The organism is Nonomuraea sp. NPDC054003, from assembly GCF_055585125.1.
Window position 1 is genome coordinate 203,438 of the sequence record NZ_JBVJKR010000004.1, and the last position, 24,922, is coordinate 228,359.

The 24,922-nt window shown below is 72.3% G+C and carries 26 protein-coding genes; 8 read left to right on the forward strand and 18 right to left on the reverse strand.

From position 1 onward, the window contains the following. Window positions 1-2: 2 nt before the first annotated feature. A complete protein-coding gene (locus tag ACZ6YG_RS11510; protein ID WP_466017921.1) occupies window positions 3-1,103 on the forward strand; it encodes a glycoside hydrolase family 53 protein in 1,101 nt (366 codons plus the stop codon). On the opposite strand, the gene ACZ6YG_RS11515 is transcribed toward ACZ6YG_RS11510, so the two are convergent. Further along, the gene (locus ACZ6YG_RS11515) at window positions 1,100-2,242 is read right to left on the reverse strand and encodes an acetate/propionate family kinase (protein ID WP_466017922.1); all 1,143 of its coding nucleotides are present in this window, start codon (window positions 2,240-2,242) and stop codon (window positions 1,100-1,102) included. The two genes, ACZ6YG_RS11510 and ACZ6YG_RS11515, sit on opposite strands and share 4 nt — an antisense overlap. A gap of 79 nt (window positions 2,243-2,321) precedes the next feature. Between ACZ6YG_RS11515 and ACZ6YG_RS11520 the strand changes: the two genes are divergently transcribed. Beyond that, a complete protein-coding gene (locus ACZ6YG_RS11520) occupies window positions 2,322-3,116 on the forward strand; it encodes an alpha/beta fold hydrolase (protein WP_187281206.1) in 795 nt (264 codons plus the stop codon). Between the two features lie 28 nt (window positions 3,117-3,144). Beyond that, the gene (locus ACZ6YG_RS11525) at window positions 3,145-3,708 is read left to right on the forward strand and encodes a DUF6328 family protein (RefSeq protein ID WP_466017923.1); all 564 of its coding nucleotides are present in this window, start codon (window positions 3,145-3,147) and stop codon (window positions 3,706-3,708) included. Here ACZ6YG_RS11525 and ACZ6YG_RS11530 read toward each other — a convergent pair. The 6 genes from ACZ6YG_RS11530 to ACZ6YG_RS11555 are packed head-to-tail and all read right to left on the reverse strand — an operon-like array spanning window position 3,682 to window position 9,706. Next, window positions 3,682-3,984, reverse strand: coding sequence for a cation:proton antiporter (locus ACZ6YG_RS11530; RefSeq protein WP_148032151.1), 303 nt, complete (start codon window positions 3,982-3,984; stop codon window positions 3,682-3,684). The genes ACZ6YG_RS11525 and ACZ6YG_RS11530 overlap by 27 nt on opposite strands. Further along, a complete protein-coding gene (locus tag ACZ6YG_RS11535; RefSeq protein ID WP_466017924.1) occupies window positions 3,981-4,241 on the reverse strand; it encodes an MrpF/PhaF family protein in 261 nt (86 codons plus the stop codon). Before ACZ6YG_RS11535 ends, ACZ6YG_RS11530 begins: the two co-directional genes overlap by 4 nt. Further along, a complete protein-coding gene (locus ACZ6YG_RS11540) occupies window positions 4,238-4,834 on the reverse strand; it encodes a Na+/H+ antiporter subunit E (RefSeq protein WP_397196903.1) in 597 nt (198 codons plus the stop codon). The genes ACZ6YG_RS11535 and ACZ6YG_RS11540 overlap by 4 nt, the downstream gene beginning before the upstream one ends. Then, entirely contained in the window at window positions 4,831-6,363 is a 1,533-nt protein-coding gene (locus tag ACZ6YG_RS11545; protein ID WP_466017925.1) for a Na+/H+ antiporter subunit D, read from the reverse strand. The genes ACZ6YG_RS11540 and ACZ6YG_RS11545 overlap by 4 nt, the downstream gene beginning before the upstream one ends. Continuing rightward, complete coding sequence (locus tag ACZ6YG_RS11550; RefSeq protein ID WP_466017926.1) at window positions 6,363-6,974, reverse strand: Na(+)/H(+) antiporter subunit C; 612 nt, start codon at window positions 6,972-6,974, stop codon at window positions 6,363-6,365. The genes ACZ6YG_RS11545 and ACZ6YG_RS11550 overlap by 1 nt, the downstream gene beginning before the upstream one ends. Next, window positions 6,971-9,706 (reverse strand): Na+/H+ antiporter subunit A, encoded by a 2,736-nt coding sequence (locus ACZ6YG_RS11555; protein ID WP_466017927.1) that lies wholly within the window; start codon window positions 9,704-9,706, stop codon window positions 6,971-6,973. The genes ACZ6YG_RS11550 and ACZ6YG_RS11555 overlap by 4 nt, the downstream gene beginning before the upstream one ends. Window positions 9,707-9,885: 179 nt before the next feature. Here ACZ6YG_RS11555 and ACZ6YG_RS11560 point away from each other — a divergent pair, with 179 nt between their 5' ends. Further along, the gene (locus ACZ6YG_RS11560; protein WP_466017928.1) at window positions 9,886-11,070 is read left to right on the forward strand and encodes an RNA-guided endonuclease InsQ/TnpB family protein; all 1,185 of its coding nucleotides are present in this window, start codon (window positions 9,886-9,888) and stop codon (window positions 11,068-11,070) included. A gap of 40 nt (window positions 11,071-11,110) precedes the next feature. Here ACZ6YG_RS11560 and ACZ6YG_RS11565 read toward each other — a convergent pair whose 3' ends face one another. Beyond that, window positions 11,111-11,290, reverse strand: coding sequence for a hypothetical protein (locus ACZ6YG_RS11565; protein WP_466017929.1), 180 nt, complete (start codon window positions 11,288-11,290; stop codon window positions 11,111-11,113). A gap of 137 nt (window positions 11,291-11,427) precedes the next feature. Between ACZ6YG_RS11565 and ACZ6YG_RS11570 the strand changes: the two genes are divergently transcribed. Further along, window positions 11,428-11,994, forward strand: coding sequence for an NADAR family protein (locus ACZ6YG_RS11570; RefSeq protein ID WP_219549090.1), 567 nt, complete (start codon window positions 11,428-11,430; stop codon window positions 11,992-11,994). Between the two features lie 3 nt (window positions 11,995-11,997). Here the strand turns inward: ACZ6YG_RS11570 and ACZ6YG_RS11575 are convergent, their stop codons facing one another. The 4 genes from ACZ6YG_RS11575 to ACZ6YG_RS11590 all read right to left on the reverse strand — a co-directional run bounded on the left by ACZ6YG_RS11575 (window position 11,998) and on the right by ACZ6YG_RS11590 (window position 16,461). Further along, window positions 11,998-12,915, reverse strand: coding sequence for a carbohydrate kinase family protein (locus tag ACZ6YG_RS11575; RefSeq protein WP_466017930.1), 918 nt, complete (start codon window positions 12,913-12,915; stop codon window positions 11,998-12,000). A 199-nt stretch (window positions 12,916-13,114) separates the two neighbouring features. Then, window positions 13,115-13,933 carry a PIG-L family deacetylase gene (locus ACZ6YG_RS11580; RefSeq protein ID WP_466017931.1) on the reverse strand — a complete coding sequence of 273 codons (819 nt, stop codon included), beginning with the start codon at window positions 13,931-13,933 and terminating at the stop codon, window positions 13,115-13,117. Between the two features lie 10 nt (window positions 13,934-13,943). After that, on the reverse strand, window positions 13,944-15,356 hold the full coding sequence (locus tag ACZ6YG_RS11585; protein ID WP_466017932.1) for a tetratricopeptide repeat protein: 1,413 nt from the start codon (window positions 15,354-15,356) through the stop codon (window positions 13,944-13,946). Window position 15,357: 1 nt separating this feature from the next. Then, the gene (locus ACZ6YG_RS11590; RefSeq protein ID WP_466017933.1) at window positions 15,358-16,461 is read right to left on the reverse strand and encodes a glycerophosphodiester phosphodiesterase family protein; all 1,104 of its coding nucleotides are present in this window, start codon (window positions 16,459-16,461) and stop codon (window positions 15,358-15,360) included. A gap of 62 nt (window positions 16,462-16,523) precedes the next feature. Between ACZ6YG_RS11590 and ACZ6YG_RS11595 the strand changes: the two genes are divergently transcribed. From ACZ6YG_RS11595 to ACZ6YG_RS11605, 3 genes are read left to right on the forward strand one after another with little or no spacing between them, the layout of a single operon-like run. Continuing rightward, window positions 16,524-17,126: a TetR/AcrR family transcriptional regulator gene (locus tag ACZ6YG_RS11595; RefSeq protein ID WP_219549101.1), complete on the forward strand. Its 603-nt coding sequence runs from the start codon at window positions 16,524-16,526 to the stop codon at window positions 17,124-17,126. Next, the gene (locus ACZ6YG_RS11600) at window positions 17,123-17,779 is read left to right on the forward strand and encodes a VC0807 family protein (RefSeq protein ID WP_148032140.1); all 657 of its coding nucleotides are present in this window, start codon (window positions 17,123-17,125) and stop codon (window positions 17,777-17,779) included. Before ACZ6YG_RS11595 ends, ACZ6YG_RS11600 begins: the two co-directional genes overlap by 4 nt. Continuing rightward, window positions 17,776-18,147: a DUF6069 family protein gene (locus ACZ6YG_RS11605; RefSeq protein ID WP_148032139.1), complete on the forward strand. Its 372-nt coding sequence runs from the start codon at window positions 17,776-17,778 to the stop codon at window positions 18,145-18,147. The genes ACZ6YG_RS11600 and ACZ6YG_RS11605 overlap by 4 nt, the downstream gene beginning before the upstream one ends. An 8-nt stretch (window positions 18,148-18,155) precedes the next feature. Here the strand turns inward: ACZ6YG_RS11605 and ACZ6YG_RS11610 are convergent, their stop codons facing one another. The 6 genes from ACZ6YG_RS11610 to ACZ6YG_RS11635 all read right to left on the reverse strand — a co-directional run bounded on the left by ACZ6YG_RS11610 (window position 18,156) and on the right by ACZ6YG_RS11635 (window position 24,583). Then, window positions 18,156-19,091, reverse strand: coding sequence for a hypothetical protein (locus ACZ6YG_RS11610; RefSeq protein WP_466017934.1), 936 nt, complete (start codon window positions 19,089-19,091; stop codon window positions 18,156-18,158). Window positions 19,092-19,159: 68 nt separating this feature from the next. After that, window positions 19,160-20,221 carry a spore photoproduct lyase family protein gene (locus tag ACZ6YG_RS11615; protein ID WP_271279301.1) on the reverse strand — a complete coding sequence of 354 codons (1,062 nt, stop codon included), beginning with the start codon at window positions 20,219-20,221 and terminating at the stop codon, window positions 19,160-19,162. 60 nt (window positions 20,222-20,281) lie between these two features. Then, complete coding sequence (locus ACZ6YG_RS11620; protein WP_466017935.1) at window positions 20,282-21,802, reverse strand: acyl-CoA synthetase; 1,521 nt, start codon at window positions 21,800-21,802, stop codon at window positions 20,282-20,284. 40 nt (window positions 21,803-21,842) lie between these two features. Then, entirely contained in the window at window positions 21,843-22,364 is a 522-nt protein-coding gene (locus ACZ6YG_RS11625; RefSeq protein WP_148032135.1) for a GNAT family N-acetyltransferase, read from the reverse strand. Between the two features lie 96 nt (window positions 22,365-22,460). Beyond that, complete coding sequence (locus ACZ6YG_RS11630; RefSeq protein ID WP_148032134.1) at window positions 22,461-23,570, reverse strand: hypothetical protein; 1,110 nt, start codon at window positions 23,568-23,570, stop codon at window positions 22,461-22,463. Beyond that, window positions 23,558-24,583 carry a helix-turn-helix domain-containing protein gene (locus ACZ6YG_RS11635; RefSeq protein ID WP_148032133.1) on the reverse strand — a complete coding sequence of 342 codons (1,026 nt, stop codon included), beginning with the start codon at window positions 24,581-24,583 and terminating at the stop codon, window positions 23,558-23,560. Before ACZ6YG_RS11635 ends, ACZ6YG_RS11630 begins: the two co-directional genes overlap by 13 nt. Between the last annotated feature and the right edge of the window lie 339 nt (window positions 24,584-24,922).

Below are 24,922 nucleotides of genomic sequence, written 5' to 3' on the forward strand. Positions count from 1 at the left end.
CCATGAGACGGTTACTGATCGCTCTGCTCTGCCTCGCCACCCTGGCCGCGGCGGCTCCCGCCGCCCAGGCCGAACGGCGGCTGCCCATCCGCGGCGCCGACGTCTCCAGCCTCGCCAAGTCCGAGGCGCTCGGCGGCGTCTACCGCCACGCCGACGGCCGCCGCGACGACGCGCTGCGCATCCTGGCCGAGGCCGGGCTCACCCACATCAGGCTCAAGGTCTGGGTGCACCCGGCCGACGGCTACAACACCAAGACGCAGGTCCTGGCCGTCGCCAAGCGGGCCAAGAAGGCCGGGCTCCGGCTGCTGGTCGACTTCCACTACTCCGACACCTGGGCCGACCCCGGCAAGCAGTTCAAGCCCGCCGCCTGGGCGAACCTGCCCTTCGACGAGCTGGTCCGGGCCGTGTACGCGCACACCTTCGACGTGCTGGACGCGCTGCGCCGCCAGGGCACCCCGGCCGACCTGGTCCAGGTCGGCAACGAGATCAACGGCGGCCTGCTGTGGCCCGACGGGAGCAACCAGAACTGGGCGGACACCGCCCGGCTGCTCAACGCCGGATACGACGCGGTCAAGGACGTCTCCCGCCGCACCGACGTGGTGCTCCACCTGGCCAACGGCGGCGACAACGGCCTGTACCGGTGGTGGTTCGACAACGCCGCCGCCCACGGCATCCGCTACGACGTGATCGGCCTGTCGTACTACCCGTACTGGCACGGCACCCTGGAGGCGTTCCAGGCCAACATCGACGACGTCGCCACCCGCTACCGCAAGCCCGTGGCCGTCGTGGAGACCGGCTACCCGTTCACCACCGCCGACGACGACGGCTGGGAGAACCTCATCCTGTCGCCCGAGCCGTACCCCGGCTACCAGGCCACCCCCGCCGGGCAGGCCGCCCTGCTGAGCAAGGTCTCCGACATCGTACGGAACGTCCCCGACCGGCTCGGCCTGGGCGTCTTCGCCTGGGAGGCCACCTGGACCGGCGTGGCGGGCAACGGCTGGGACCCCGCCGACCCGTCCACCGGCAACGCCTGGGAGAACCAGGCCCTGTTCGGCTTCGACGACCGCGCCCTGCCCGCCATGCGGGCGCTCGGCCGCGGCTAGACCTCGATCTCGGGCCCGTACAGCTCGCGCAGGCACTCGCGGGCGAGTTGGAGCTCCTCGTGCGGTTCGACGACGAGCACCGGCACCGCGGTCCCCGCGGGGCTGATCAGGCCGTCGTCGGCGCGGTTGCCGCCCACCGGCGGCTCGACCCCGAGCAGGCGCAGGCGGCGGCAGACCGCCTCGCGCACCTCGGGCTGGTCCCAGCCGATCTCCCCGGTGAACACCAGCGCGTCGACGCGGCCCAGCGACGTCGCCGCGGCCGCGATCTCCCGGCTCACCCGGTGGCAGAACACCCGCAGGGCCAGCGCCGCCTCCTCGTCGCCGTCGCGTTCGGCGGCGACGAGGTCGCGGGTGTCGCCCGAGCGGCCGCCGGACAGGCCGAGCAGCCCCGACTCGCGCTCCAGCCCGTGGCGCAGCTCGTCCGCGCTCAGCCGGCCGTCGAGCAGCCACATCAGCATGCCCGGGTCGACGCCGCCGGAGCGCCTGCTCATCGGCAGCCCGTCGAGCGGGGTGAACCCCATCGAGGTGTCGAGGCTGCGCCCGCCCGACACCGCGCACACCGACGCGCCGCCGCCCAGGTGGGCGAGCACCAGGTCCAGCTCCGCGACCGGACGGCCGAGCAGTTCGGCCGCCCGGTCGGTCGTCCACGCGTACGACAGGCCGTGGAAGCCGTAGCGGCGCAGCCCGTACCTCTCCCGCCACGCCTTGGGCAGGGCGTAGACCGCGGCCGCGTCGGGCAGCCCGGTGTGGAAGGCGGTGTCGGGGCAGAGCACGTGCGGCACCGCGGGCAGCAGCTCGCGGGCCGCGTCCAGCAGGTCCAGCGCCGGCGGCAGGTGCAGCGGCGCCAGGTCGGTGATCCGGCGCAGCGCGGCCGCCAGGTGGTCGTCGGCCACTGTCGGCGCGGTCACCAGCTCGCCGCCGTGTACCAGCCGGTGCGCCACCGCGCCCACGTCCCGGTCGAGGTGGCGGCCCAGGAACTCCGACACCTCCGCCCGCGCGGACCCCGGCTCCACCGCCCGCTGGGAACGCGCGCCGTCGACGACCACGCCGCCGTCGACGAGGTCGAGGCGGAGGCTCGACGAGCCGGCGTTGACCGTCAGCACCGCCGCTTCCGCCCAGCTCTGTCCCTGATCCAGCATGCCTGACGCCTACCCGGCGCCGCCTGGGCGACACCACGGTGTCTAGGACATCCGCCGCCCCTGACGGAGGATGGTGCCTATGATCGGATTCGGCTACGCCCGCACCCCTTTAGGACAGATCCACTACGCCGAGTGCGGCACCGGCGAGCCGGTGCTGCTGCTGCACCAGACGCCCCGCTCCTGGGACGAGTACCGCGAGGTGCTGCCGCTGCTCGGGGCGGGCCACCGGGCGATCGCGATGGACACGCTCGGCTTCGGCGCCTCCGCGCCGCCGGCCGAGCACACGATCGAGGCGTACGCGGACGGGGTGCTGGCCTTCATGGACGCGCTCGGCCTGGAGACGGCCGCGGTCGCCGGGCACCACACGGGCGGGGTGATCGCCGTGGAGGTGGCGGCCCGCGCCCCCGGGCGGGTGAGCAGGCTGGTGCTGTCGTCCACGCCGCTGGTGGACGCCGAGGCGCGCCGGCGGCGCGAAGGCCGGCCGCAGGTGGACCACGTGACCGAACGGGAGGACGGCTCCCACCTGGTCGAGCTGTGGGCGGGCCGGGCCGGCTTCTACCCGCCGGGCCGCCCCGACCTGCTGGCCCGCTTCGTCCGCGACGCGCTGGCCGCCCGGCCCGGCCTGACCGGCGGGCACCGCGCTGTCGCCGCCTACCGGATGGAGGACCGGCTCGGCCTGATCCGCTGCCCGGTCCTGTGCGTGGGCGCCGCCGACGACCCCTTCGCCTTCCCCGAGCTGCGCCCGCTGGCCGACCGGCTGGGGGCGCCGGCCGCGGTCATCGCCGGCGGCATGGTGCCGCTGGAGTACCAGGCCGCCGAGTTCGCCCGCGTGGTCGGAACGTTCCTGGCGGGCGGGGAGTTTGCGATCCCTTGACGTTGGCAGTACCCCCTTGACTTTCGAGATGTATCGGAACAGGTGGGAGGCGGTCCTCGTGCAACAGGTGCCGGAACAGGAGAAGGAGACCCGGCAGGAACGCGCCGATCGCAACTTCGTCGAGTTACTGCAGGGCGCCCGCGTCGCGGTGACCGGTGTCCAGGTGCTGTTCGCCTTTCTGCTGACCGTGCCGTTCTCGCAGGGCTTCGAGCGGCTGAGCGCGTTCGACCGGTGGTTGTTCTTCGTGGCGCTGGTGTCGGCGGCGTGCGCGTCGATCTGTTACATCGCCCCGGCCAGCCAGCACCGGGTGCTGTTCCGCCAGGGGCTGAAGGAGAAGCTGGTCCGCCGCTCCAACCACTACGGCCTCGCGGGCGCCCTCGCGCTGGCCCTGTCGATGACGTCCGCGACGATGCTGGTGGTCGACTTCCTGTTCCACTCCACGCTGGCGTGGGTCACCGCGGGCGGGGTGGCGGCGCTGGCGGCCTGGGCGTGGTTCGGCCAGCCGGCGCTCGACCGGTCCGCCCGCCCCGACGACACCGCGCCTGACGAGAGTGACGGCCGTCGCTCAGGAGGAGCCGCCGCCGGCGTCTGACCGGCGGTAGTCGGCCCGCGCCACCACGTACGCGGCCACCGACACGGTGATGATCTGGGCCACGGCGACGATGAGCAACGGCCCTGCCGTGGCCCAGGTCGGCTGGCGCAGCCACATCGCCAGCAGCACCAGCAGCACGCAGAGCACCTGGGGCTTGGTGGCGACGTGCATCCGGTCGAGTGTGGTGCGGAAGCGCACCATGCCCCATCCGGCGGTCAGCGCGAGCGCCGCCCCGGCGAGCAGGCAGACGGCCGCCGCGACGTCCAGCACGTTCACTGGTTTCCCTCCGGGAAGTAGCGGGCCAGCGAGACGGTCCCGACGAACCCGAGCAGCGACAGCACCAGCAGGATCGGGACGTCGGAGTAGTCGCCGTAGACGGCGGCGTACGCTCCCGCGCCGCACATGGCCAGCGAGGTGATCATGTCCACCGACACCGCCCGGTCCAGCGTGGTCGGGCCCCTCCCCAGCCGGTAGAGCGCCCCCGCCGCGCCGACGGCGAGCAGCACCAGCGTCACCAGATACACCGTGGTCATCCGAGCTCCTTCCGGTCGGCGCGCGTACCGAACGCCGCCACGATCCGCGTCTCCAGCGCGGTCACCTCGTCCTGGGTGAGCGCCGCCACCACCGCGTGGGGGCCGGACCGGCCGAGCACGTGGATGGTCAGCTCCCGCCGCTCCCGGTCGGCTCCCAGCACGAGGCTGCCCGGCACCGTCGTCACCCCGATCATGATCATGACCGTCATGGCCTCCGACGAGGTGCGCAGGCGTACCGGCACGATCGCGGTCGGCGGCGACGGCGACCGCAGCACCCAGAACACCACCCGCGCCGTCGAGGTCACCAGGTCGAGCAGGAACCAGGCCAGGAACCGGATGAACGGCAGCGGCCGGAACCGGATGCCGGGATCGAGCACCGGCAGCGGCAGCAGCCATGTGACCACGGCTCCGGCGATCAGCCCGCCCACCAGGGTGCCGAAGGACAGATCGCCCCAGAGCATCATCCAGATCAGCGCCAGCCAGCAGACCAGCGCCAGCGGCACCGGCCGGCCGAACAGCCGCGGCGCCAGCCGGTCGCGCGTCTTCCCCTGCCGCTCCGGCTCCTGAGGGCCGGCCTCCGAAGGCTCCGTCATCCCGACCCCAGGACCGCGGTGATGTACGGCTGCCGCGCCAGCAGTTCGTCGGCCGCCCGCTCGGTCAGCGACGACAGTGGCCCGGCCAGCACCGTGTAGGCCAGCCCCAGGACCACCAGCGCCGTCACCGGCCCGTACAGGCCCGGCGTGTTCGCCGCGCTCCGCTCCATCTGCTCCTCACCGGCGTCCGCCCGGCTCTCGCCCTCGCCCTGCGGCTCCCGCCAGAACGCCTTGCCCCACACCTTCGCCACCGCGTACAGGGTGAGCAGGCTCGTCACCAGCGCGGCCGCGACCAGCGCGATCGGGAGCGCGCCGCCGACCTCCAGCCCGGCCTGGATCAGCGCCAGCTTGCCCAGGAAGCCGGACATCGGCGGGATGCCCGACAGGTTCATCGCGGGCACGAAGAACAGCACCGACAGCAGCGGCGCCTTCCGCATCAGCCCGCCCAGCCGGTTCACCGACGTGGTGCCCGAGCGCCGCTCGATCAGCCCCGCCACCAGGAACAGGCTCGTCTGCACGGTCATGTGGTGCACCGCGTAGAAGACGGCGCCCGCCAGCCCCGCCACGGTCGCCAGGCCCACCCCCATCACCATGTAGCCGACGTGGCTGACCAGCGTGAACGACAGCATCCGTTTGATGTCCGTCTGCGCCACCGCGCCCAGCACGCCCAGCAGCAGCGTGGCCAGCGCCGCCCACAGCAGCAGCGTCCCCACCGGCCCGCCGGGGAACAGCAGCGCCTCCAGCCGGAAGATCGCGTACACGCCGACCTTCGTGAGCAGCCCGGCGAACACCGCCGTCGCCGGCGCGGGCGCGGTCGGATAGGAGTCCGGCAGCCAGCCCGACACGGGGAAGATCGCCGCCTTGATCGCGAACGCCAGCAGCAGGAACAGCTCCACCAGCAGCTTCACCTGCGGCGTGAGGTCCGCGAACCGCACGGCGAGCTGGGCGATCGACAGCGTCCCGGTGGCCGCGTACACGATCGCCAGCGCGATGAGGAACAGCATCGACGACATCAGCGCCATGACCGTGTACGTGGCCCCGGCCCGGATCCTGGACTGGGTCCCGCCGAACGTGAGCAGCACGTATGACCCGCTCAGCAGCATCTCGAACGCCACGAACAGGTTGAACAGGTCACCGGTCAGGAACGCGTTCGCCACCCCGGCCAGCATCACCAGGAACGCCGGGTGGAAGATCGCCATCGGGGCGATGTCCTCCTGCCGGTCGTAGGCGCTGACCACCGAGTACACCATCACGCACAGCGTCACCGCCGACGAGGTCACCAGCATGAGCGCGGACAGCCGGTCGGCGACCAGCGAGATCCCGATCGGCGTCTCCCAGCCGCCGATCCGCGCCACCATCGGCCCGTGCTGGTCGACCTGGGCGAGCAGCACCGCCGACACCACCAGGTTGACGGCCAGCGCGAAGATGCTGATGACACCCTGCAGATGCCGCAGCCGCGCGCCGATGGCCAGCTTGATGCCCGCCGCCAGCAGCGGCAGCAGCACCGGGACCGGGATCAGCGCCTCCACTACTCGTCGCCCTCCAGTTCGGGGTCGAGCGCGAGCGCCTGGCGCTCCCGCTCGGCCCTGATGGTCCGCCGCATCTGCTTGCGCGCCTCCCGCTGGCGGGCCTTGAGGCGCCTGCGGTCGGCCCGCCGGTGCGCCATCCGCTCACCCCTGGTCGGCTCGTCACGCAGTTCGGCGTGCAACTCGGCGCGCTGCTCGGCGACCAGCCGGTCGTACTCCGCCTGCCGGGCGCGCACCCGCTCGCCCAGCTGCCCGCGCCGGGCGCGCAGCCGAACCCAGCGGTCCTCGGTGTCGTCGCTCACCTCGTCGGAGCCGCGCAGCTGCCAGGCCCGGTGCACCATCGAGAGCAGGAACGCGGTGACGCCCAGCGTGATGACGATCGCGGTCAGGACCATGGCCTGGGGGAGCGGGTCGGCCATCTGGTCCGGCTCGGCCCGGCCGAGCAGCGGCGGGTCGCCGGCGTCGCCGCCGGTGGTGAGGATCAGCAGGTTCACCCCGTTGCCGAGCAGGATCACGCCCGCCAGCACCCGGACCAGGCTCCGCTCCAGCAGCAGCGTCACCCCGGCGGCGACGAGCAGCCCGCACACGGCCAGCGGCACCAGCGAAATCGTCATCGCGCCTCGATCTGCTCGTCCACCTCGGCGCCGAGCGCCCGCAACACGTCCTGCACCATTCCCACCACCGTCAGATAGATCCCCAGGTCGAACAGCAGCACCGTGGACAGGTGCAGGGTGCCGACCAGCGGCACCGTCACGTCGGCGGCCAGCATGCGCAGCGCCTCACCGCCGAACGCCATCCCGATGAGCGCCGTGCCGACCGACATCGTGAGCCCGACCCCGAGCAGCACGCCCGGGTGCACCGGCACCGCCCTGGCCAGCTCGTCGCGCCCGCCCGCCAGGTAGCGGACCGTGATCGCCAGCCCGGCCACGATCCCGCCCGCGAAACCGCCGCCGACCCGCCCGTGCCCGACGAACAGCAGGAACACCGAGAGCAGCAGGACCGTGTGGAAGGTCAGGCGGGCGGCCACCTCGAACGCGAGCGACCGATGCTCCTCCGGCAGCGCCGACGCCAGCCAGGGCCGGCCGGGACGCGGGGGCGCCGGCCTCCTGTCGATCGCGTACGAGGTGCGGCGCAGGTACACCAGACTGGTGACGCCCAGCGTGAGCACCAGGATCACGGTGCTCTCGCCCATCGTGTCCCAGGCCCGGATGTCGAGCAGCAGGGCGCTGACGATGTTGCCGGCCCCGGCCCGCTCCGCCGCCCCGGCCATGAGGTCGCCGACCGGCGGGGCCTGCCGGGCGTCCATCGCCAGGATGCCCGCCACGACCACCACCGCCCCCGTCACGAGACCGATGCCGAGCCGGAGCGCGAAAGGCAGCCTGGCCGGCACCGGCGGGTTCGACACGCGTCTCAGCACCAGCACGAATATGACCATGCTGAGGGTCTCGGCCAGGAACTGGGTCAGCGCCAGGTCGGGGGAGCCGTGGGCGAGGAACAGCAGCGCGACCCCGTACCCGGTCATGCCGCAGGAGATGGCCAGCAGCAGGTAGCTGTGGGCGCGCAGGGCGAGCACGACCGCGGCCGCGATCAGCACGGCGAGCAGCGGCTGCTCGGGCCGCTGCCACCCCGTCACCGGCGCCTCCAGCGCGAGCGGAGGACCGTAGGACAGGGCGAGCGTCCCGATGCCGGCCAGGGTGGCGAGCGTGAGCAGCACGTAGTCGGGCACCGAGCCGCGCTGGACGATGCCGGTGAGCTGGAGCGCCGCCAGGTCGGTGCGGCGCAGCGCGTTCCAGAACGCCACGCCGGAGTCGGTGATGTGCATCGCCGACCCCAGCCGCGCCACCGGCTCGCGCGCCAGGAACAGCAGCACGCCGACGACCAGCGTGGCCGCCGACAGCAGCAGCGGCGCCCCCACCCCGCTCCAGAGCGCCAGGTGGGTGCCGTGCCCCGGGTCGGGGAAGGAGGCCGTGTAGCCGGACATGGCCGTCTCGAACATGCCCGCCAGCGGCGCCAGCACCAGCCCGAGCCCGGCCAGCAGCACGGCCGGCGCCACCATGAGCACCAGCGGCCGCTTCAGCTTCGACCGCTTCCTGTGCGGCTTGTCGGCGAACGCGCCCCACAGGAACCGCAGCGTGTACGCGGCGGTCAGCGCCGACCCGGCCACCACCGCCGCCAGAACGAACGGGTCGGCCAGCAGCGCCTCCAGCGCCGCCTCCTTGCCCACGAACCCGACCAGCGGCGGCAGCCCCACCATCGACGCCCCGGCCAGCACCGCCGCCCCGCATGTCCACGGCATCGAACGGCCCAGCCCGCTCAGCCCGCGCAGATCACGCCGGCCCGCCGCGCGGTCCACCACCCCCACGACCAGGAACAGGGTCGCCTTGAACAGCGCGTGCCCGAGCAGCATCGCCACCCCGGCCAGCGCGGTCGCCCCGGTGCCGGCGCCGAACAGCACGATCAGGAAGCCGAGCTGGCCGACCGTCCCGTACGCGAGCAGCCTCTTCAGATCGGTCTCCCGCAGCGCCCGCCAGCCGCCCAGCAGCATCGTCAGCGCGCCCAGCGGCACCGCCACCGCCCGCCACACCGTCGCGTCGCCGAACGCCGGGCCCAGCCGGGCCAGCAGGTAGACGCCCGCCTTGACCATCGCCGCCGCGTGCAGGTAGGCCGACACCGGCGTGGGGGCGGCCATCGCCGCGGGCAGCCACGCGCTGAACGGGAAGATCGCCGACTTGGACAGCGCGCCGACCAGCACCAGCAGCAGCGCCACCGATCCCACCTCGGGCGGGTCCGCCAGGATGGCGGAGATCTGGTAGGTGCCCGCCGACTGCCCGATCATCACGAACCCGGCCAGCATCGCCAGCCCGCCCAGGGTGGTGACGACCAGCGCCTGCATGCCGGCCCGCCTGCTCGACCGGCTCTCCGGGTGATGCCCGATCAGCAGGTACGAGAAGACCGTCGTCAGCTCCCAGAACACGTACAGCAGCAGCAGGTCGTCGGCCGTGACCAGGCCCAGCATGGCGCCGGCGAACGCCGTCATGGCCGCGCCGAACCGCCCCAGGCCCTCGTCGCCCCGGTAGAAGTAGCGCGAGCTGTAGACCATGACGAGCGCGCCGACGCCGGTCACCAGCGCCATCATCAGCAGGCCCAGCGCGTCGGCGCGGAACGCCAGCGAGATGCCGAGCGCCGGAGCCCACGGACGGACGGACGCCTCCGGCCCCAGCAGGGTGTAGACGAAGCCGGCCGCCGGTGCCGCCGCGAGCAGCAGCAGCGCGTCCCGTCCGAACCGCCGGACCAGCCAGGGAGCGCAGAACGCGGCCGCCGCGTGCAGGATGAGCAGCCACTCCATCAGAGCCCCCCGAAGGGACCGGCGCCTTGAGGCGGCGGGGGAATCGGGAGCGGGAGGGACTGCAAGGCCCGAGCGTGCGCTGACCTGTCAGGTCCGCGCGTCACGGATACCCTTCCTGGTTTTGTCGGCGCGAGCCGATATCGTGGTGTTGTCGTTACCGAACGTGACAGGAGGTGGGTGTGCGCAGATCGTTGAAGTTCCTGCTGCGCCCCACCACCAAGCAGGCGGCGGCGCTGGCAGAGTGCCTGGAGGATCACCGGCAGCTCTACAACGCCGCCCTGGAGCACCGCCGCACCGCCTACGCCAAAGCAGGAGTGAGCGTCCGCTACGGCGATCAGTCCGCCGAGCTGAAACATATCCGGGGCGACGACACCGGTGGGCAGGGCCGCTGGTCCTTCTCCGCCCAGCAGGCCACCCTGCGACGCCTCGACAAGGCGTTCGCCGCGTTCTTCCGCCGGGTCAAGGCCGGGCACACCCCGGGCTTCCCGCGTTTCAAAGGACGCGGCCGGTTCGACACCGTCGAGTGGCCCAAGGACGGCGACGGCTGCCGGTGGGGCTCCCAGCCCGAACACCCGAAGGTGACCTTCGTCCGGTTGCAGGGTGTCGGGCACGTCCGCGTCCACCGGCACCGGCCCGTGAAAGGCCGGGTCAAGACCATCAGCGTCAAGCGTGAGGGCTCCCGCTGGTATCTGGTCCTGTCGTGCGACGACGTGCCTGCCGAACCTCTGCCCGCCACGGGTGCGGTGGCCGGGATCGACATGGGTGTGGCCTCGCTCGTCACCACCTCCGACGGCGTGCGGGTGGCGAACCCGCGTCATCTGGCCGCGACCGCCGGCCGTCTGGCGGACGCGCAGCGTGACCTGGCCCGCAAGCGGCGGGGCTCCCGGCGGCGGCGCAAGGCGGTGGCCCGCGTCGCCGCCCTGCACGGCAAGGTCCGCCGTCAGCGGCTCGATCACGCGCACGAGGCCGCGCTCGTCCTGGTCGGCGCCTATGACGTGATCGTGCACGAGGACCTGCGGATCACGAACATGACCCGCAGCGCGTCCGGCACGATCGAGGCTCCCGGCCGGAACGTCGCACAGAAGTCGGGCCTGAACCGGACCATCCTGGACGCGGGTTGGGGGGTGTTCCTGACGATCCTGTCGCACAAGGCTGAGAGCGCCGGTCGAGAGCTGATCGCGGTGAACCCCGCCGGCACCTCCCGCACGTGCGCCGAATGCGGGCACGTGGCGAAGGAGAACCGCGTCACCCAGGCCGAGTTCCGGTGCATGTCGTGCGGGCATGCCGCGCACGCTGATGTGAACGCGGCGGTCAACATCGTGAGGGCAGGGCTTGCCCTTCGTGAGGCTGCGGAAGCGGCTTAGCGAGAAGCCGCTCCCTTCAGGGAGCGGAGGAGTCACCCATTCAGCCCGAGTTGTTCAGGCGGTTACCGATCTCACGCGAGAGTGACTCGTCGAGCATGCCGCGCACCTCGTCGGCACGCTCGCGCAGCAGCCACCTGTTCACCAGCGTGACGTCGGACGCGACGCCGGACACCAGCCTGCTTTCGGCAGGCATGCCACGCGTCGCCTCATACTCGGCCATGGAAACTCCCGGTTCGTCCGTAGCACCTCGTCTGCCCCGGTCACCCCTGTGGCAAACCGCGCCTCTCGCCGCACGGGCATGCCGTCGCGCGGGTGTGACGCGGGTGTGACACAGGGAGGCTGTGACACAGTAAGGCCATGTCCGAGAAGCTTCCCCGGTCAGTCCCCGAAGCCGTGGCCGCAGAGCTGGCCGGGCGACCGCCGCGCTATCTCTACTTCTGGGGCCACCAGCCCGCCCGCGACGGCACGGCCGGCCGCGGCTGCCTCAGCCAGTGGTGGCCCGCCGGGTTCACCGAGGACGGGCGCCACTACCGGTCGGCCGAGCACTACATGATGGCGCACAAGGCCCTGCTGTTCGGCGACGAGGTGGCCGCCGAGAAGATCCTCGCCGCCGCCCATCCCGGCGAGGCGAAGAAGCTCGGGCGCGCCGTCGGCGGCTTCGACGAGGAGACCTGGGCCGCCCACCGCTACGAGATCGTGGTACGGGGCAACCTCGCCAAGTTCGGGCAGCACGCCGAGCTGAAGGAGTTCCTGCTGACCACCGGCGGGCGGGTGCTGGTCGAGGCCAGCCCGCTGGACCGGGTGTGGGGCATCGGGCTGGCCGCCGACGACCCGGCCGCCGCCTCGCCCGCCACCTGGCGCGGGCTCAACCTGCTCGGCTTCGCCCTCATGGACGTCCGCGACGCGCTGGCCCGCCCGCGCTGACGGTCAGCGGCCCGCCACCGCACCGGCGTCACGGGGGAGGTCGGCGCCCCGCACCGTGCAGGCCAGCGCCGCCACCTTCGCCGCGAACGCCGCCGCCTCCCGCGCCGTGGCCGGATCCAGCCCGTCCAACCGGCCGCCGAGCAGCCCGCGCCCGTCGAGCCAGTGCAGCAGCCCGGCCGTGAACGCGTCGCCCGCCCCCACCGTGTCGACCACGTCCACCTGAGGCGCGGGCACCTCCGTCCGGGCCCCGCCGAGCGACACCAGCGCCCCGGCCGGGCCCCGCGTCACCACCACCAGCCGCGCCCCGGCGGCGTGCCACTCGTCGCACACCCGCTCCACCGGCTCGCCGGGCCGCAGGAAGGCCAGGTCGTCGTCGCTGAGCCGCAGGATGTCAGCGAAGGCGCACCACCGCTCGACCGCGTACGCCTCCCGCGTGGCGAGGCTCGGCCGTACGTTGGGATCGACCGAGACCGTCACCCGCCGCGCGGCCGCCGCCGCGAACGCCTCCACCACGTCCCGTCCCGGCGGCCTGACCAGCGCCAGCGACCCGGTGTGCAGGCACCGCACGCCGTCCAGCACCGGGCCGGCCAGCTCGGCGCCGGTCCACTGCCAGTCGGCGGTGCCCTCGGCGTGGAAGCCGTAACGCGCCTTGCCGGCGTCGTCCAGGCCGGCCACCGCGAGCGTGCTCGGCTCGCGGGCCTCGACGGCGTACGTCAGATCCACCCCGGCCAGCCGCTCCCGGAACAGCTCCCCGAACACGTCACCCGAGATGCGCCCCAGGAACCGCGCCGGCGTGCCGAGCCCGGCCAGCGCCGCCGCCGTGTTCGCCGGCCCGCCGCCCGGCAGCACCCGCAGCGTCAGCTCACCCGCCCGCCGATCCGCGAACGCGTCGGCGACGCACTCACCCAGCACCGCGATCACCCGCCCACCCTCTCACGCCATCCCCTGCACGATCAGCCGGTGTCCGGAGAGATCCGTCCTCCCGCGCCGGCCCGATGCGTGTGGAGGGGCGGTGGCCGCCCGATGCGTGCGCCAGGGCCGGTGACCGCGGAGGTTATCGGCCCTTCCTTCGCCCGGGTCGGAGCGGGCGGAGCCGCCTGGCAGGTCGAGGAGGGTCGCGTCAGCGGAGGCCGGTGAAGAGGTCGTCCTCGTGGGCCGGGGTCTTGACGCGGCTCTGGACGCGGGTGAACGCCTCGTGGGAGAACATCTGCTGCTGGGCCTGCGGGGGCATGCGCAGCGGGAAGATGTTCTCGCCCTGGCTGGCGTGCGCCTCCAGGGCCTTGAGCTTGCGGTCGACGTAGGCCGAGACGTCGACGATGGCGTTGACCAGCTCGTCGGGGGTGCCGAAGTCGTCGTCGGGCTCGAAGCCCAGGTCGATGCCCGACTCGCGGAGGGTCGCGGCCATGTTGGCGATCGCGGCGCGCGGGATCGCGGTGTAGTAGAGCTTGTCGGGGACGCCGCCGCCGTTGACGGCGGCCACGGCGACGCGGTGGGCCTGGACGTGGTCGGGATGGCCGTAGCCGCTGCCGCCCGTCTCGTCGTAGGTCACCACCACCTGCGGGCGGTAACGCGCCATCAGCTCGGTCAGCCGGGCGGCCGCCGACTCCACGGACACGTTGGCGAAGGCGTCAGGGTGGTCGTTGGTCGACCAGCCCGCCATGCCGGAGTCGCGGTAGCCGAGCAGCTCGACGTGCTCGATGCCGAGATGGTCTGCGGAGGCGCGCAGCTCGGCCAGCCGGCGCTCGGCCACCTCGGCGGCGTCGTGGCCGGCGTCGCCGGGCTTCACCCCGCCGGGGCCGTCACCCTGCTCGCCGTTGGTGCAGGTGACCAGAACCGTGCGGACGCCCTCCGCGGCGTAGCGGGCGAGCACCCCGCCGGTGCTCAGGCACTCGTCGTCGGGGTGGGCGTGCACGGCCATCAAGGTCAGTCGGCTTTCCATGGCCGAAACCCTACTCGGCGCCCCCGACAGATCCTCCCGCCAGGGCCAGCCGGGCGGCCTCGTCCCGCGCGGCGGCCGCGGCGGCGCGGTCGCCGAGCGCCTCGGCCAGGGCGCCCCGCTTCAGCCAGTTGAACGGGCTGCACGGCCGCAGGTGCACCCGCTCGCTCACCAGCACCCGCGCCAGCTCGTGCCGCCCGGCCCGCAGCGCCGACTCCAGCAGCGTCCTCTGCACCGCGTCCCGCTGCGCGTGGCTGCCGCCGGCCTCGTTCACCCGGTGCCTGACCGGCTGGAGCAGCTCGACGACCCGGTCATGGTCGCCCCGCCCGTAGGCCACCAGCGCCCGGCACACCGGCAGCCCCACCCGCGCGGTCATCGCCTGGTTGGTGACCCCGGGACGCGGCTCGCGCACGTACGCCTCCCGCGCCGCGATGAGCCGCTCCGCCTCGCCGGCGCGGCCCGCTCCCACGTACGCCATGACCGCGTGCATGTCGTTGAACGCGTGACAGGCCTCGTCCATCTTGTCCGGCCACGCGTCCGCCAGCGCCGCCCACCGCCCGTCCGGCACGACGCCCTCCAGGTAGAGGCGCCACAGCAGGGCCGAGGCGTCCAGCAACTGCATCGCGGTCTCGCCGCCGGCCAGCACCGCGTCGTAGATGTCCAGCACCCGGCCGGTCTCGCCGCGTTCCAGCGCGTACAGGGTGTAGTGCCACCAGGTGTGCACGTTGAAGAACGTCCCGGTGGACCAGTCACCGACCCGCTCGTCCAGAAAGCGGATGCCGTCACCGAAACGTCCCTGCATCTCGTACGTGTGCGCGACCGCGTGGATGCCCCACACGTCGCGCCGGTTCAGCTCGACGGCCCGCAGCCCCACCTCCTCGGAGCGGTCGTAGTGGCCGGCCTCCTCCAGCCCGAACGCGTACATCCCGAGCAGATGCCCGTAGTGCGGGTCGTCGTCGTGCCAGGCGCTGAGCGCGCCGCCGATCCGGTCGCGCAGGGAGCGGGCGTCGCCGGTGAAGAAGTCGACCTGGTGCCCGGCGGCCAGCGCGAGCGCGTCGCGCGGGTGCCGCTCGGTGATGCGCGCGAGCAGCGCGCCGCAGCGCGTGAGGTCGCCGCCGAGCAGCGCGCCGGCCGCCTCGGCGTGCGCCCGCTCGCGCGGTGACCACGATGCCGCGTCCGCGCGGCGCAGGAAGGCGGCGAAGCGCTCGCGAGCCTCGCGGGCCGGGGCCGGCTCGGTGGTGAGCATCCCCAGGTAGGCGCTCAGCACGTTGGCCATGGGGAAGCCGGGCGCCTCGGCCAGCGCAGCCGCCGCCTCGGCCTCGACCTCGGGACGGAAGTGCAGCAGCGCGTCGACGGCCCGGTCGTAGTGGCGGACGGCGGCCCGCCCCGCCCCGCTCACGGCGAGCCCGTGCTGGTCGGTCGTCATGTCAGCGGGCGTGACGCGAGACGACGGCCCGGCCCATCGCGGGATCGTCGCAGAACGCGCCGTCGACGCCCAGCTCCAGCATCCGGCCCAGGAAGCCCGCCACGTCACCGGTGGCGCGCGGGTAGGCGGGGCTGTCGGGGTTCCCGAGCCGGTGGTCGGCGGGGAGCTGGGAGTTCTCGTTGCGCACGGTCCACACGTGCACGTCCAGCCGCCCGCGGTGGGCGTCGCGGACCAGGGCGGTCGGCTCCAGGGTCCTGCCGTCGGCGCCGACGGGCAGCACGCGCCGGGTGTCGACGCCGATCGCGCCGGCGTACCGGGCGACCTCCCGCAGGCCCTCCGGGGTGACCATGTCGTCGTAGGTGCGGCCGTTACCGGCCGCGACCCAGTCGTAGGGGGCGCCGGTCGCGCCGATGAGCTGGACGAGCGGGAGCCGCGTCCTGCCGGACAGCTCGCGCAGGTTGGCCGTCTCGAACGACTGGATGTACGCCTTCCGCACGCGGTTGCGCTCCAGCGTCTCCAGCAGCGGCTCCTCCAGCGACAGGCCGATGGAGTCGAAGTAGGTCGGGTGCTTGGTCTCCGGGTAGACGCCAACCCCGTGCCGCAGCGCCAGCTCGACCACCTCCTCGAAGGTGGGGATCTGGGCCGTCCCGTCGAAGGCCGTGTTGTCCGGGCGCAGGTCGGGCACCCGCTCCCTGGCCCGCAGGGTCTTCAGCTCGGCGAGCGTGAAGTCCTCGGTGAACCACCCGGTCACCTCGCGGCCGTCGATCGTCTTGGTGGCGCGCCTGCCGGCGAACTCCGCCCGCTCGGCCACGTCGGTGGTCTGCGAGATCTCGTTCTCGTGCCGCGCGACGAGGACGCCGTCCTTGGTGGGGACGAGGTCGGGCTCGATGTAGTCGGCGCCCATCGCGATCGCGGCCTCGTACGAGAGCAGCGTGTGCTCGGGGCGGTGGGCACTGGCGCCGCGATGGCCGATGACGACGGGCGGCTGGGCGCGGCGGCCGGGGTCGGCGGCCGTCGCGGCGGAAGTCGATGGGGTCACCACGAGGGCGACGGTACCGGCCGACAGCACGGCCAGCACACTCGCGAACAGGCTGCGGATCGTCATGGGCGCACCGTAAACCCGCGAGAGGGGTTCCCGGAGTTACTTGGATGAGTTACTGTTTACTCATGCAAGTAAGAAAGCGGACGTTCACGGGGGACGCCAGGCGCGCGCAGATCATCGCCGCGACTATCGAGACCCTCGGGCGGCTCGGCTACGGGCACACCTCGTTCGCGAAGATCGCCGAGCGGGCGGGGCTGAGCAGCACGCGGCTGATCTCGTACCACTTCGCCGGCAAGGACGAGCTGATGGCCGCCGTGGTCGGGCACGTGCACGAGAAGCTCGGGCGGTTCATGCACGAGCGGGTCAGCGCGCAGCCCGACGCCAGGAGCCGGCTGCGCGCCTACATCGGCGGCCTGGTCGCGTTCAACGCCGCGCACCGCGACGAGATGGAGGCGCTGATGACGATCTTCCTCAGCCATCCGGGCGAGGCCGGCTCCTACGGCCCGGAGGAGGAGATTCGGACGCTGAGCCACCTGGAGCTCATTCTGCGCGAGGGCCAGGAACGGGGGGAGTTCCGCGCGTTCGACCCGTTCGTGATGGCCGCCACGATCCAGCGCTCGCTCGACGGCCTGCCGTTCCTGCTGCGCTCCAGGCCCGGCCTCGACCTGGAGCTGACGGCGCGCGAGCTGGAGACGATGTTCGACCTGGCCACCAGGGCGGAGCCGTGAGGGGGCGGTGGCTGACGATCGCCGTCAACATCGGCGTGCCCGTCGTGATCTATTACGGGTTACGCGCCGCGGGGGTCAGCGTCTACCTGGCGCTGCTGGCCGACACGCTGGTGTCGGCCGGGTTCACCGGCTACAAGCTGCTGCGCGAGCGCAAGCTCGACGGGCTGAGCGCGTTCTTCACCGCCATGTTCGCCGTCGCCGTGGTGGTGACGCTGGTCAGCGGCGACGAGCGGATGCTGCTGGCCAAGGAGGGCTGGGTCACGGCGGCGGCCGGCATCTGGTTCCTGGCCTCGACCAGGATGTCCCGGCCTCTCGCCTACCTCTTCACCCGGCCGCTGCTGGAGCACCGTTACCCGTTCGGGCCGGTGCGCGAGCCGTGGGAGGTCTACTGGGAGCGGCTGCCCAGGTTCCGCCGCGTCTGGCGGGTGTCGTCCGCCGTCTGGGGCGTCGTGCTGCTGCTCGACGCCGCCGCCCGGGTGGCCATCGCGTACGCGCTGCCCGTCGACACGGTGCGCGTGACAGGGATGCTCCTGTACGCGGTCGCGACCCTCGTCGCCGTGATCATCACCAATGTCCACTACGTGCTGAGCGGGCTCTACAACGGCTGGAGCAGCCTGTACGAGCCGCTCAGGAGAGAGGAGTCGCGCGCATGACCCGCCGCCTTCCCACCATCGCCGTCGCCGTCGCCGCCACACTGGCCGTCTGGCTCGTGGCCGTCCCGATCGCCGGCGTCGACCTCGCCGCCCGGGGCGGAGCAGGGACCATCGCGGTCGGGCCCGTGGCGGTGGTGATCGCCACCGCCGTCGCCGGGCTCGCCGGCTGGGCCCTGCTGGCCGTCCTCGAACGCCTCACCCGGCGCGCCCGCGCCATCTGGACCGCGGTCGCCGCGGCCGTCCTCGTCCTGTCGCTGCTCGGCCCGCTCGGCGGGGTGAACGCGGGCTCACAGCTCACGCTCGCCCTGATGCACCTGGCCGCCGGAGCGGTGATCATCTTCGGGATGCGCGGCACGGCGACGCGCTGAGTCCGCTCTCATGGGGCGCCGCCCAGCAGCCGCGCGCACACGTAACACTTGTAGAAGATCGTCGCCACCTCCCGCCAGTCGCGGCGCACCAGAAGCACCCGCATGGCGGCGTACGGGACGGGCACCTCCAGCTCGTCCATCAGCTCCGCCCACTCGTCCCGGTCCGGCAGCGCCGTGCGCCTGCGGGCCAGCCGGCGCAGCGGGCCCGGCTCCAGCTCAGGGAACTCCGCCGGCGCGGCCTCGGCCAGGTCCACGATCTCCCGGTCGCAGCGCCGGTGGATGTCCGCGATCTCGTCCCGTACGTCGCGCAGCCCTGAGAAGTAGAAGCGCAGCAGCGAACCGGGACCGTCCAGCACGTGGTCGTCCTCCAGCAGCTCGGCCAGCTCATCGGCGAGCCCGGTGAAACGGCCGGCGCGCTCCGGCGGCGGCCCGTCCCGCGCCGGGCGGGGCCGCCTCGGCGGGCGGCGCGGCGGGGACGCCAGGAACATGACCACCACCGCGGCGACGAGCGCCAGCGTCACCACGACGATGGCGGCGATCAGCCAGATCAGGACCGTCCCGGCCGTGCTCACGGTGGCGGAGACGATGCCGCCCACCGCCTGATAGCGGATGGCCGCCCACAAGAACGCGGCCGCCGCCCCGCAGAACGCCAGGAGCTTCGCCAGCCGCCAGCCCGACCGGGTGCCGATGAACGCCAGCACCAGCGCGAGCACCAGCGCCACGATCGGCCGTTCGAGGAAGGAGAGCACGCTCTCCCACCTCCACTCCACGGGCCGCCCGGTGGCGGCGTGACTCAGCCCCATCCACACCAGCGCCGCGACGGCGGCGGCCAGCAACACCAGTTTGAGCAGGCAGGACTCGCTGACGGAAGCCAGCACCACCAGGATCACGGCGACGATGACGGCGGTCAGCGGATCGGCCAGCCCCTCCCACACCCCAGCCATGGCGCACCCCGTTGACGGATACCCAGATTGTGGGCTCGCCGGGGGGCCCGGACAAGACGGCTGCTTCGTCAGAAGGCGTAGCGGATCCGGCAGAAGGGCAGGCGCTCATCGATGAGATCGGTGAGCGCGGCTACGTACCGGCCCTTCTGGCCGGTGCGGTAGCGGACGTTCCAGCCGCCCGTCTGCGAGCGCTTGGGCTGCTGCAGGTCCGGCCGCCACAGCACCTCCTCGGCCTTCGGATGCCAGCCGAGGTTGACCTCGTGCAGCCGGTCGTTGTGGGTCAGGAAGATCACCTCGGCGGCGAGCCGCTCGCGCGCGGCCGCGCCGATCCCGTCGCCGAGCCGGTCCAGCAGCTCGGCCCAGTCCTCCAGCCAGCCGTCCCTGACCACCACCGGGCTGAAGTTGACGTGCACCTCGTACCCGGCCGCCACGAAGTCGTCGATGGCGGCGATGCGCTCGGCCACCGGGGAGGTGCGGATGTCGAGCAGCTTGGAGTCGGCCTCCGGCATCAGGCTGAACCTGATCCTGGTGCGCCCGCGCGGATCCCAGCCGAGCAGGTCGCGGTTGACGTACTTGGTGGCGAAGCTGGCCTTGGCGTTCGGCAGGTCCCGGAACAGCTCCACCAGGTCACGGACGTTCCTGGAGATCGTCGCGTCCACCGAGCAGTCGGAGTTCTCGCCGATGTCGTACACCCAGGCGTGCGGGTCCACCTGGTCCGGCTCGGGCTTGACGCCCTGCCTGGCGGCGTGCCTGGCGAGATAGCCGGTGATCTTGTCGATGTTGGCGAACACCGTGATCGGGTTGCTGTAGCCCTTGCGGCGCGGCACGTAGCAGTACGCGCACGCCATCGCGCAGCCGTTGGCCGTGGACGGCGCGACGAAGTCGCTGGAGCGGCCGTTCGGGCGGGCGGTCAGCGACTTCTTGGTGCCGAGCACCAGCGACTCGGTCTTGATCCGGACCCAGCGGGCGACGTTCGCCTCGTCGCCGTACAGCTCCGGGATGCGGTCGTGCCGCTCGACCTCGACCAGCTCGGCACCAGGGAAGCGGCCGAGTATCTCCCGGCCGCGCGGCAGCTCGGCGGCGGCGGGCTCGAAGTAGATACGTCGGATGTCGAGAAGGTTGTCGCGCACTCCCGTACAACACCGTGACTCGGCGTCGTCTTCCCTGGTCAGCGAGCTTCTACGGGATGGTCAGAACGCCTCCCGCAGCTCCCGCTTGAGCACCTTGCCGCTGGCGTTCTTGGGCAGCGCGGCGACGAACCGGACCTGCTTGGGCGTCTTGAACGGAGCCAGCCGGCCCCGCAGGAACGCCACCAGCTCGTCGGCGGTGAGGCTCGCGCCCTCGCGCAGCACGACCGCGGCCGTCACGGCCTCGATCCACCGCTCGTCCGGCACCCCGAACACGGCCGCCTCCGCCACGGACGGGTGCTGGTAGATCGCCTCCTCGACCTCGCGGCTGGCCACGTTCTCGCCGCCTGTCTTGATCATGTCCTTCTTCCTGTCGACCACCGACAGGTATCCGTCCACGTCCATCACACCCAGGTCGCCGCTGTGGAACCAGCCTCCGCGGAACGCCTCCGCGGTCTTCTCCGGGTCGTTCCAGTAGCCGAGCATCGCGTGCGGGCTGCGGTGCGCGATCTCGCCCACCTCGCCCGGCGGCAGCGGCTCGCCGTCGTCGCCGACGATCCGCGTCTCCACGTTCAGCGCGGGCCGGCCGGCCGAACCCAGCCGGGTCAGCTGCTCCTCAGGGCGCAGGATCGTGGCCACCGGCGCCATCTCCGTCTGCCCGTAGAAGTTGAACAGCCGCACCTCGGGCAGCCGGGCCGCGATCTCCTTCAGCACCTCGACCGGCATGATCGAGGCGCCGTAGTAGCCCTTGCGCAGCGACGACAGGTCACGGCGGTCGAAGTCGGGGTGGCGCAGCAGCCCGATCCAGACCGTCGGCGGGCAGAACAGCTTGGTGGCCCGCTCCGACTCGATCGCCGCCAGGATCCCCGCCGGGTCGGCGCCGGGCAGCACGATGTTGGTCGCCCCCAGATAGATCCCGGGCGTGAGGAAGCAGTGCAGCTGGGCGCAGTGGTACAGCGGCAGCGCGTGCACCTCCACGTCGTCGCCGCTCATCTCACCGTCGACCACGCACGTCACGTACTGGGAGATCAGGCTCCGGCTCGACAGGGTCGCCCCCTTCGGCCGGGACTCGGTGCCGCTGGTGTACATGAGCTGGATCGGGTCGTCGTCGCCGATCTCCACCACCGGCTCGGCGTCGTCACCGTGCGCCATCCAGTCCTCGACCGGCTCCCAGCCGTCCCGGCCCGCCCCGATGACGCCGCGCACCGCGACCCGGTCGCTCACGGCGCCCTCGGCCACCGGCAGCAGCGCCTCCTCCACCAGCATCCCGGACGCGCCCGCGTGCTCCAGGATGTACGCGACCTCCTCCGGGCCCAGCATGAAGTTGATCGGCACCGAGATCGCGCCCAGCCGGGCCAGCGCGAAGTAGGCCACCACGAACGCGTGGTCGTTGTGCGAGAGGATCGCGAACCGGTCGCCCTTGCCCACGCCCCGCGAGGCCAGCGCGTTGGCGGTGCGGTTCACCGTACGGTCGAGCTCGGCGTAGCTCTGCCGCAGGTCGCCGTAGATGATGGCGGTCTTGGCGGGATAGCGGGCCGCGGAGCGGCGCAACAGGTCTCCGATGGCATGCTGGCGAGTCGTCATACCGGACATCCCTCACTTGGCCGAACTTCGTTCGGGAATCCTAGCCTTCGCCGGCCCGAGGTTCACGAAGATCTTTCACCAGAATCCGGCACACGTCGGGCACCTGCTCCACCCGCCCGCCCGGCAGGTAGATCCGGCGCGTGGTCGGCACCGGAGGATGCGGCCACTCCACGTAACCGAGCCGCCTGTAGAGCGGCCACACCCGGCGGTTGCGCGGATCCACGCCCAGCGCCACCCGGTCGTGGCCGAGCTCGCGTAACCGCCGCTCGGCGGCGCCCATCAGCCGGGTGCCGATCCGCTGGTTGCGATGCTCGGGCGCCACCTCCAGGTGGGTCAGCAACGGCACGCCGGGCAGCCGCTCGCGCACCTCCGGCTCCTCGGCCGGGTCCAGCCACAGGTACACGTCCCCGATGGGGGTGAACCCGTCCCACGCGACCAGCAGCACCCCGTGCTTCTCCCGCTGACCCGCCAGCCGCTCCCGGAAGTACGGCTCCTGCCCGAGGGAGTTGACCAGGGCGACGAGATCCCCGTGCACGGCGGCTCGGATCCGGACATGCAGCATGACTTCTACAATCAAGCGGCGAAACGGCGGGCAACCAGCTTATCGCGGTGATCTGTCACAAAAGGACGAAACAGACAGCGGATCGCCGCCCGGAGGTCACGGCGCGCCCCGGCCGGGCGTGGCGAGATAACGCAACGCCTGCTCGACGGGCCTGCCACGGGGCAGCAGCTCCACGAACTCCCGCCACACCTTGCTGTCGGCCCGCCACCTGTCGAGGTATCCCAGACAGAGCTCGGGACTGATCAGGGCCAGCCGCCCGCGCGCGGCCTTGAGCGACTCCTCCATCCGCCGCCGCTCGTCCGGGCTCACCCGGGCCCGCGGCAGGCGGTCGAGGATGCTCTCGATGAACAGGCGGCGCCTGGCCAGGAACTCCGTCCAATGCCGCAGATCGGCCTCCCGCAGGGTCCTGCCCTCGTCGAGCAGCCAGAACACGCCCTCGGCCAGCACGTCGCCCGTCTCCTCCGCCCTGGCCCTCTCGGTCGTGCGGAACGGGTCGTAGGGCGCCTGCTTGACCAGGCCCGTGACGGCGAGCGGGCGCAGCCCGTCCTCCTTCAGCAGATAGAACCAGTCCTCGTTGTAGACGTCCGGGAAGAACGCGACGTCGCGCACCGTCTCCACGACCAGCGCGCCACCGCCGACGAAGGTCTCCTGATGCCCGCCGACGGCGCGGAAGGCGTGGCACACGACCGAGTTGTCCGGGAACCCGCCGATCGACAGCCCGGCCGCGTCGAAGTCGTCGAGCAGCCCGGCCGCCCTGCGGAGGTCGTCAGGCGCTCCCACCTCGATGTCGTCGTCGAGGAACACGATGCGCTCCCAGCCGGCCATCCTGGCCAGCGCCAGCGCGAAATTGCGCTTGGCGGCCGTGTCGGTGTGCCGTCTCAGCCTCGGGGGGAGCGCGGTGGACGTCTCGAGCGCGGGCAGCCGCGCCGCCGACCTCGCGGTGAAGTCGATGGCGATCACGTCGGCGCCGGGAGCGGCCCCGGCCCGCACCCGCTCGGCGCTGGTCCACCTGCCGCTGCACAGCACGACCAGCGGGCAGCCCAGGACCTCCGCCAGATGGGAGGCGTGCCGGAGGTAACGGCTCGGGCGGGCGGTGGGCACCACGATCGCGTCGATCCTGGCCATGCCCGCGGGCGCGCCGGTCGCCTGGAGCAGATGCCGGTGGGAGGGATGGTGATGCGACGCCGGCGAGGTCAGCCGGGCCATTCGACCAGCCTCAGCTCGTCGAGCGTCCAGTCGGGGGTGATGACCTTGCCGTTGACGACGCGGACCTTGCTCAGCAGCGCGTAGGCCTCGTGGCCGCCGAAGCGCTCCTGGAGCCAGGCGGTGTTGCGGTCCCTGAACTTGACGTCGGTCAGGGCCCGCGCCACCCCGAGCGTGCCGCGGCCGTACATGCCGTTGCAGATCGTGAGCGTGCACTCGGCGTTGTAGGGGTTCTCCCCCCGGTAGAACAGCGCCACGTCCTCTCGCAGCCGCCCCCCGCTCAGCTTGGGATGGAAACGCCGGTCAGAGGAGGAGAAGTAGGGGCCGTGCTCGCCGTCCCAGTCGTTCACCTGCTCGACCGGAAGCCCGAGGTCCTGGAAGACGTTGGTGGTCAGGTCGTTCCAGTCGACGCCGCCGAGCAGCACCAGATGCGAGGTGAGGTCGTCCGGCTCCAGCTCGTCCGGGGTGTGGCGGCGGACCTCGCTGGCAGGGTTGAAGGCGCGGATGTGGCCGTGCAGCTCGAAGAGCGCGTCGAGGTCGGCGTAGGTGTAGAGCTCGATGTGGTGCGGGTCGTCGGGATCGACGTACGGCATGCGCGCCAGCCACTCCCCGGGAAGCCGCGCGCAGACGATGACGACCTGCTTGCCGTCGTCGAACTGCCACGGGTTGACGACCGCGCTCGACGGTCTCTGGTCCAGGGCGGCCGAGCGCAGGTCGAGCAGCTCCTGCAGGAGCTTGTCGCGCAGCTGTGACTCCTCCGCGGTCAGCTCGTCCTCGGCGACCGGGACGAGGTCGTCGTCCCTGAGCGAACGGCGGCTGCAGAAGATCAGCGCGTAGGCCTCCAGGCGGGAGACCGGCGGCACCTTGGGGTTGCCCTCGTTCTCCCACGACGAGATGAGGGGCACGCTGACGTTGAGCGCCTGGGCCAGCTGCGGCTGCTTGACTCTCCTGCCGGGCCACTGCTGAAGGCGCAGTTGCCGGAGCCGGTGCGCTAGGGCCTGGCCGGAATCCGCCATGAGGACACCCCCATCCGAGGTTCAACACCTTAAGTAAACCTCTACCCACTGCCGGGGGCGAGGGCATACACGCAGGCCAACGCCGAAACTTCGGGGCCGCATCGGCGAAGCGGCCATTCTAATCCACAACGACTTACCCAGGAGAGGGATTAATGCATCAAAGGGAGGGCAAGTCTTCAGTCAGGGGCTGAAGATTTACTGAAGTTCAGACGGGGATTCAGATGACGATCAGAGACCCTCCGGCGAGACCGCGCCGCCCGGGCGAGCATCCTCACGAACAGGCGTCACTCCCCGGAGTGCCGCACGCTCCAAGGCCCCTCGATGCCGAACCACAGGGAC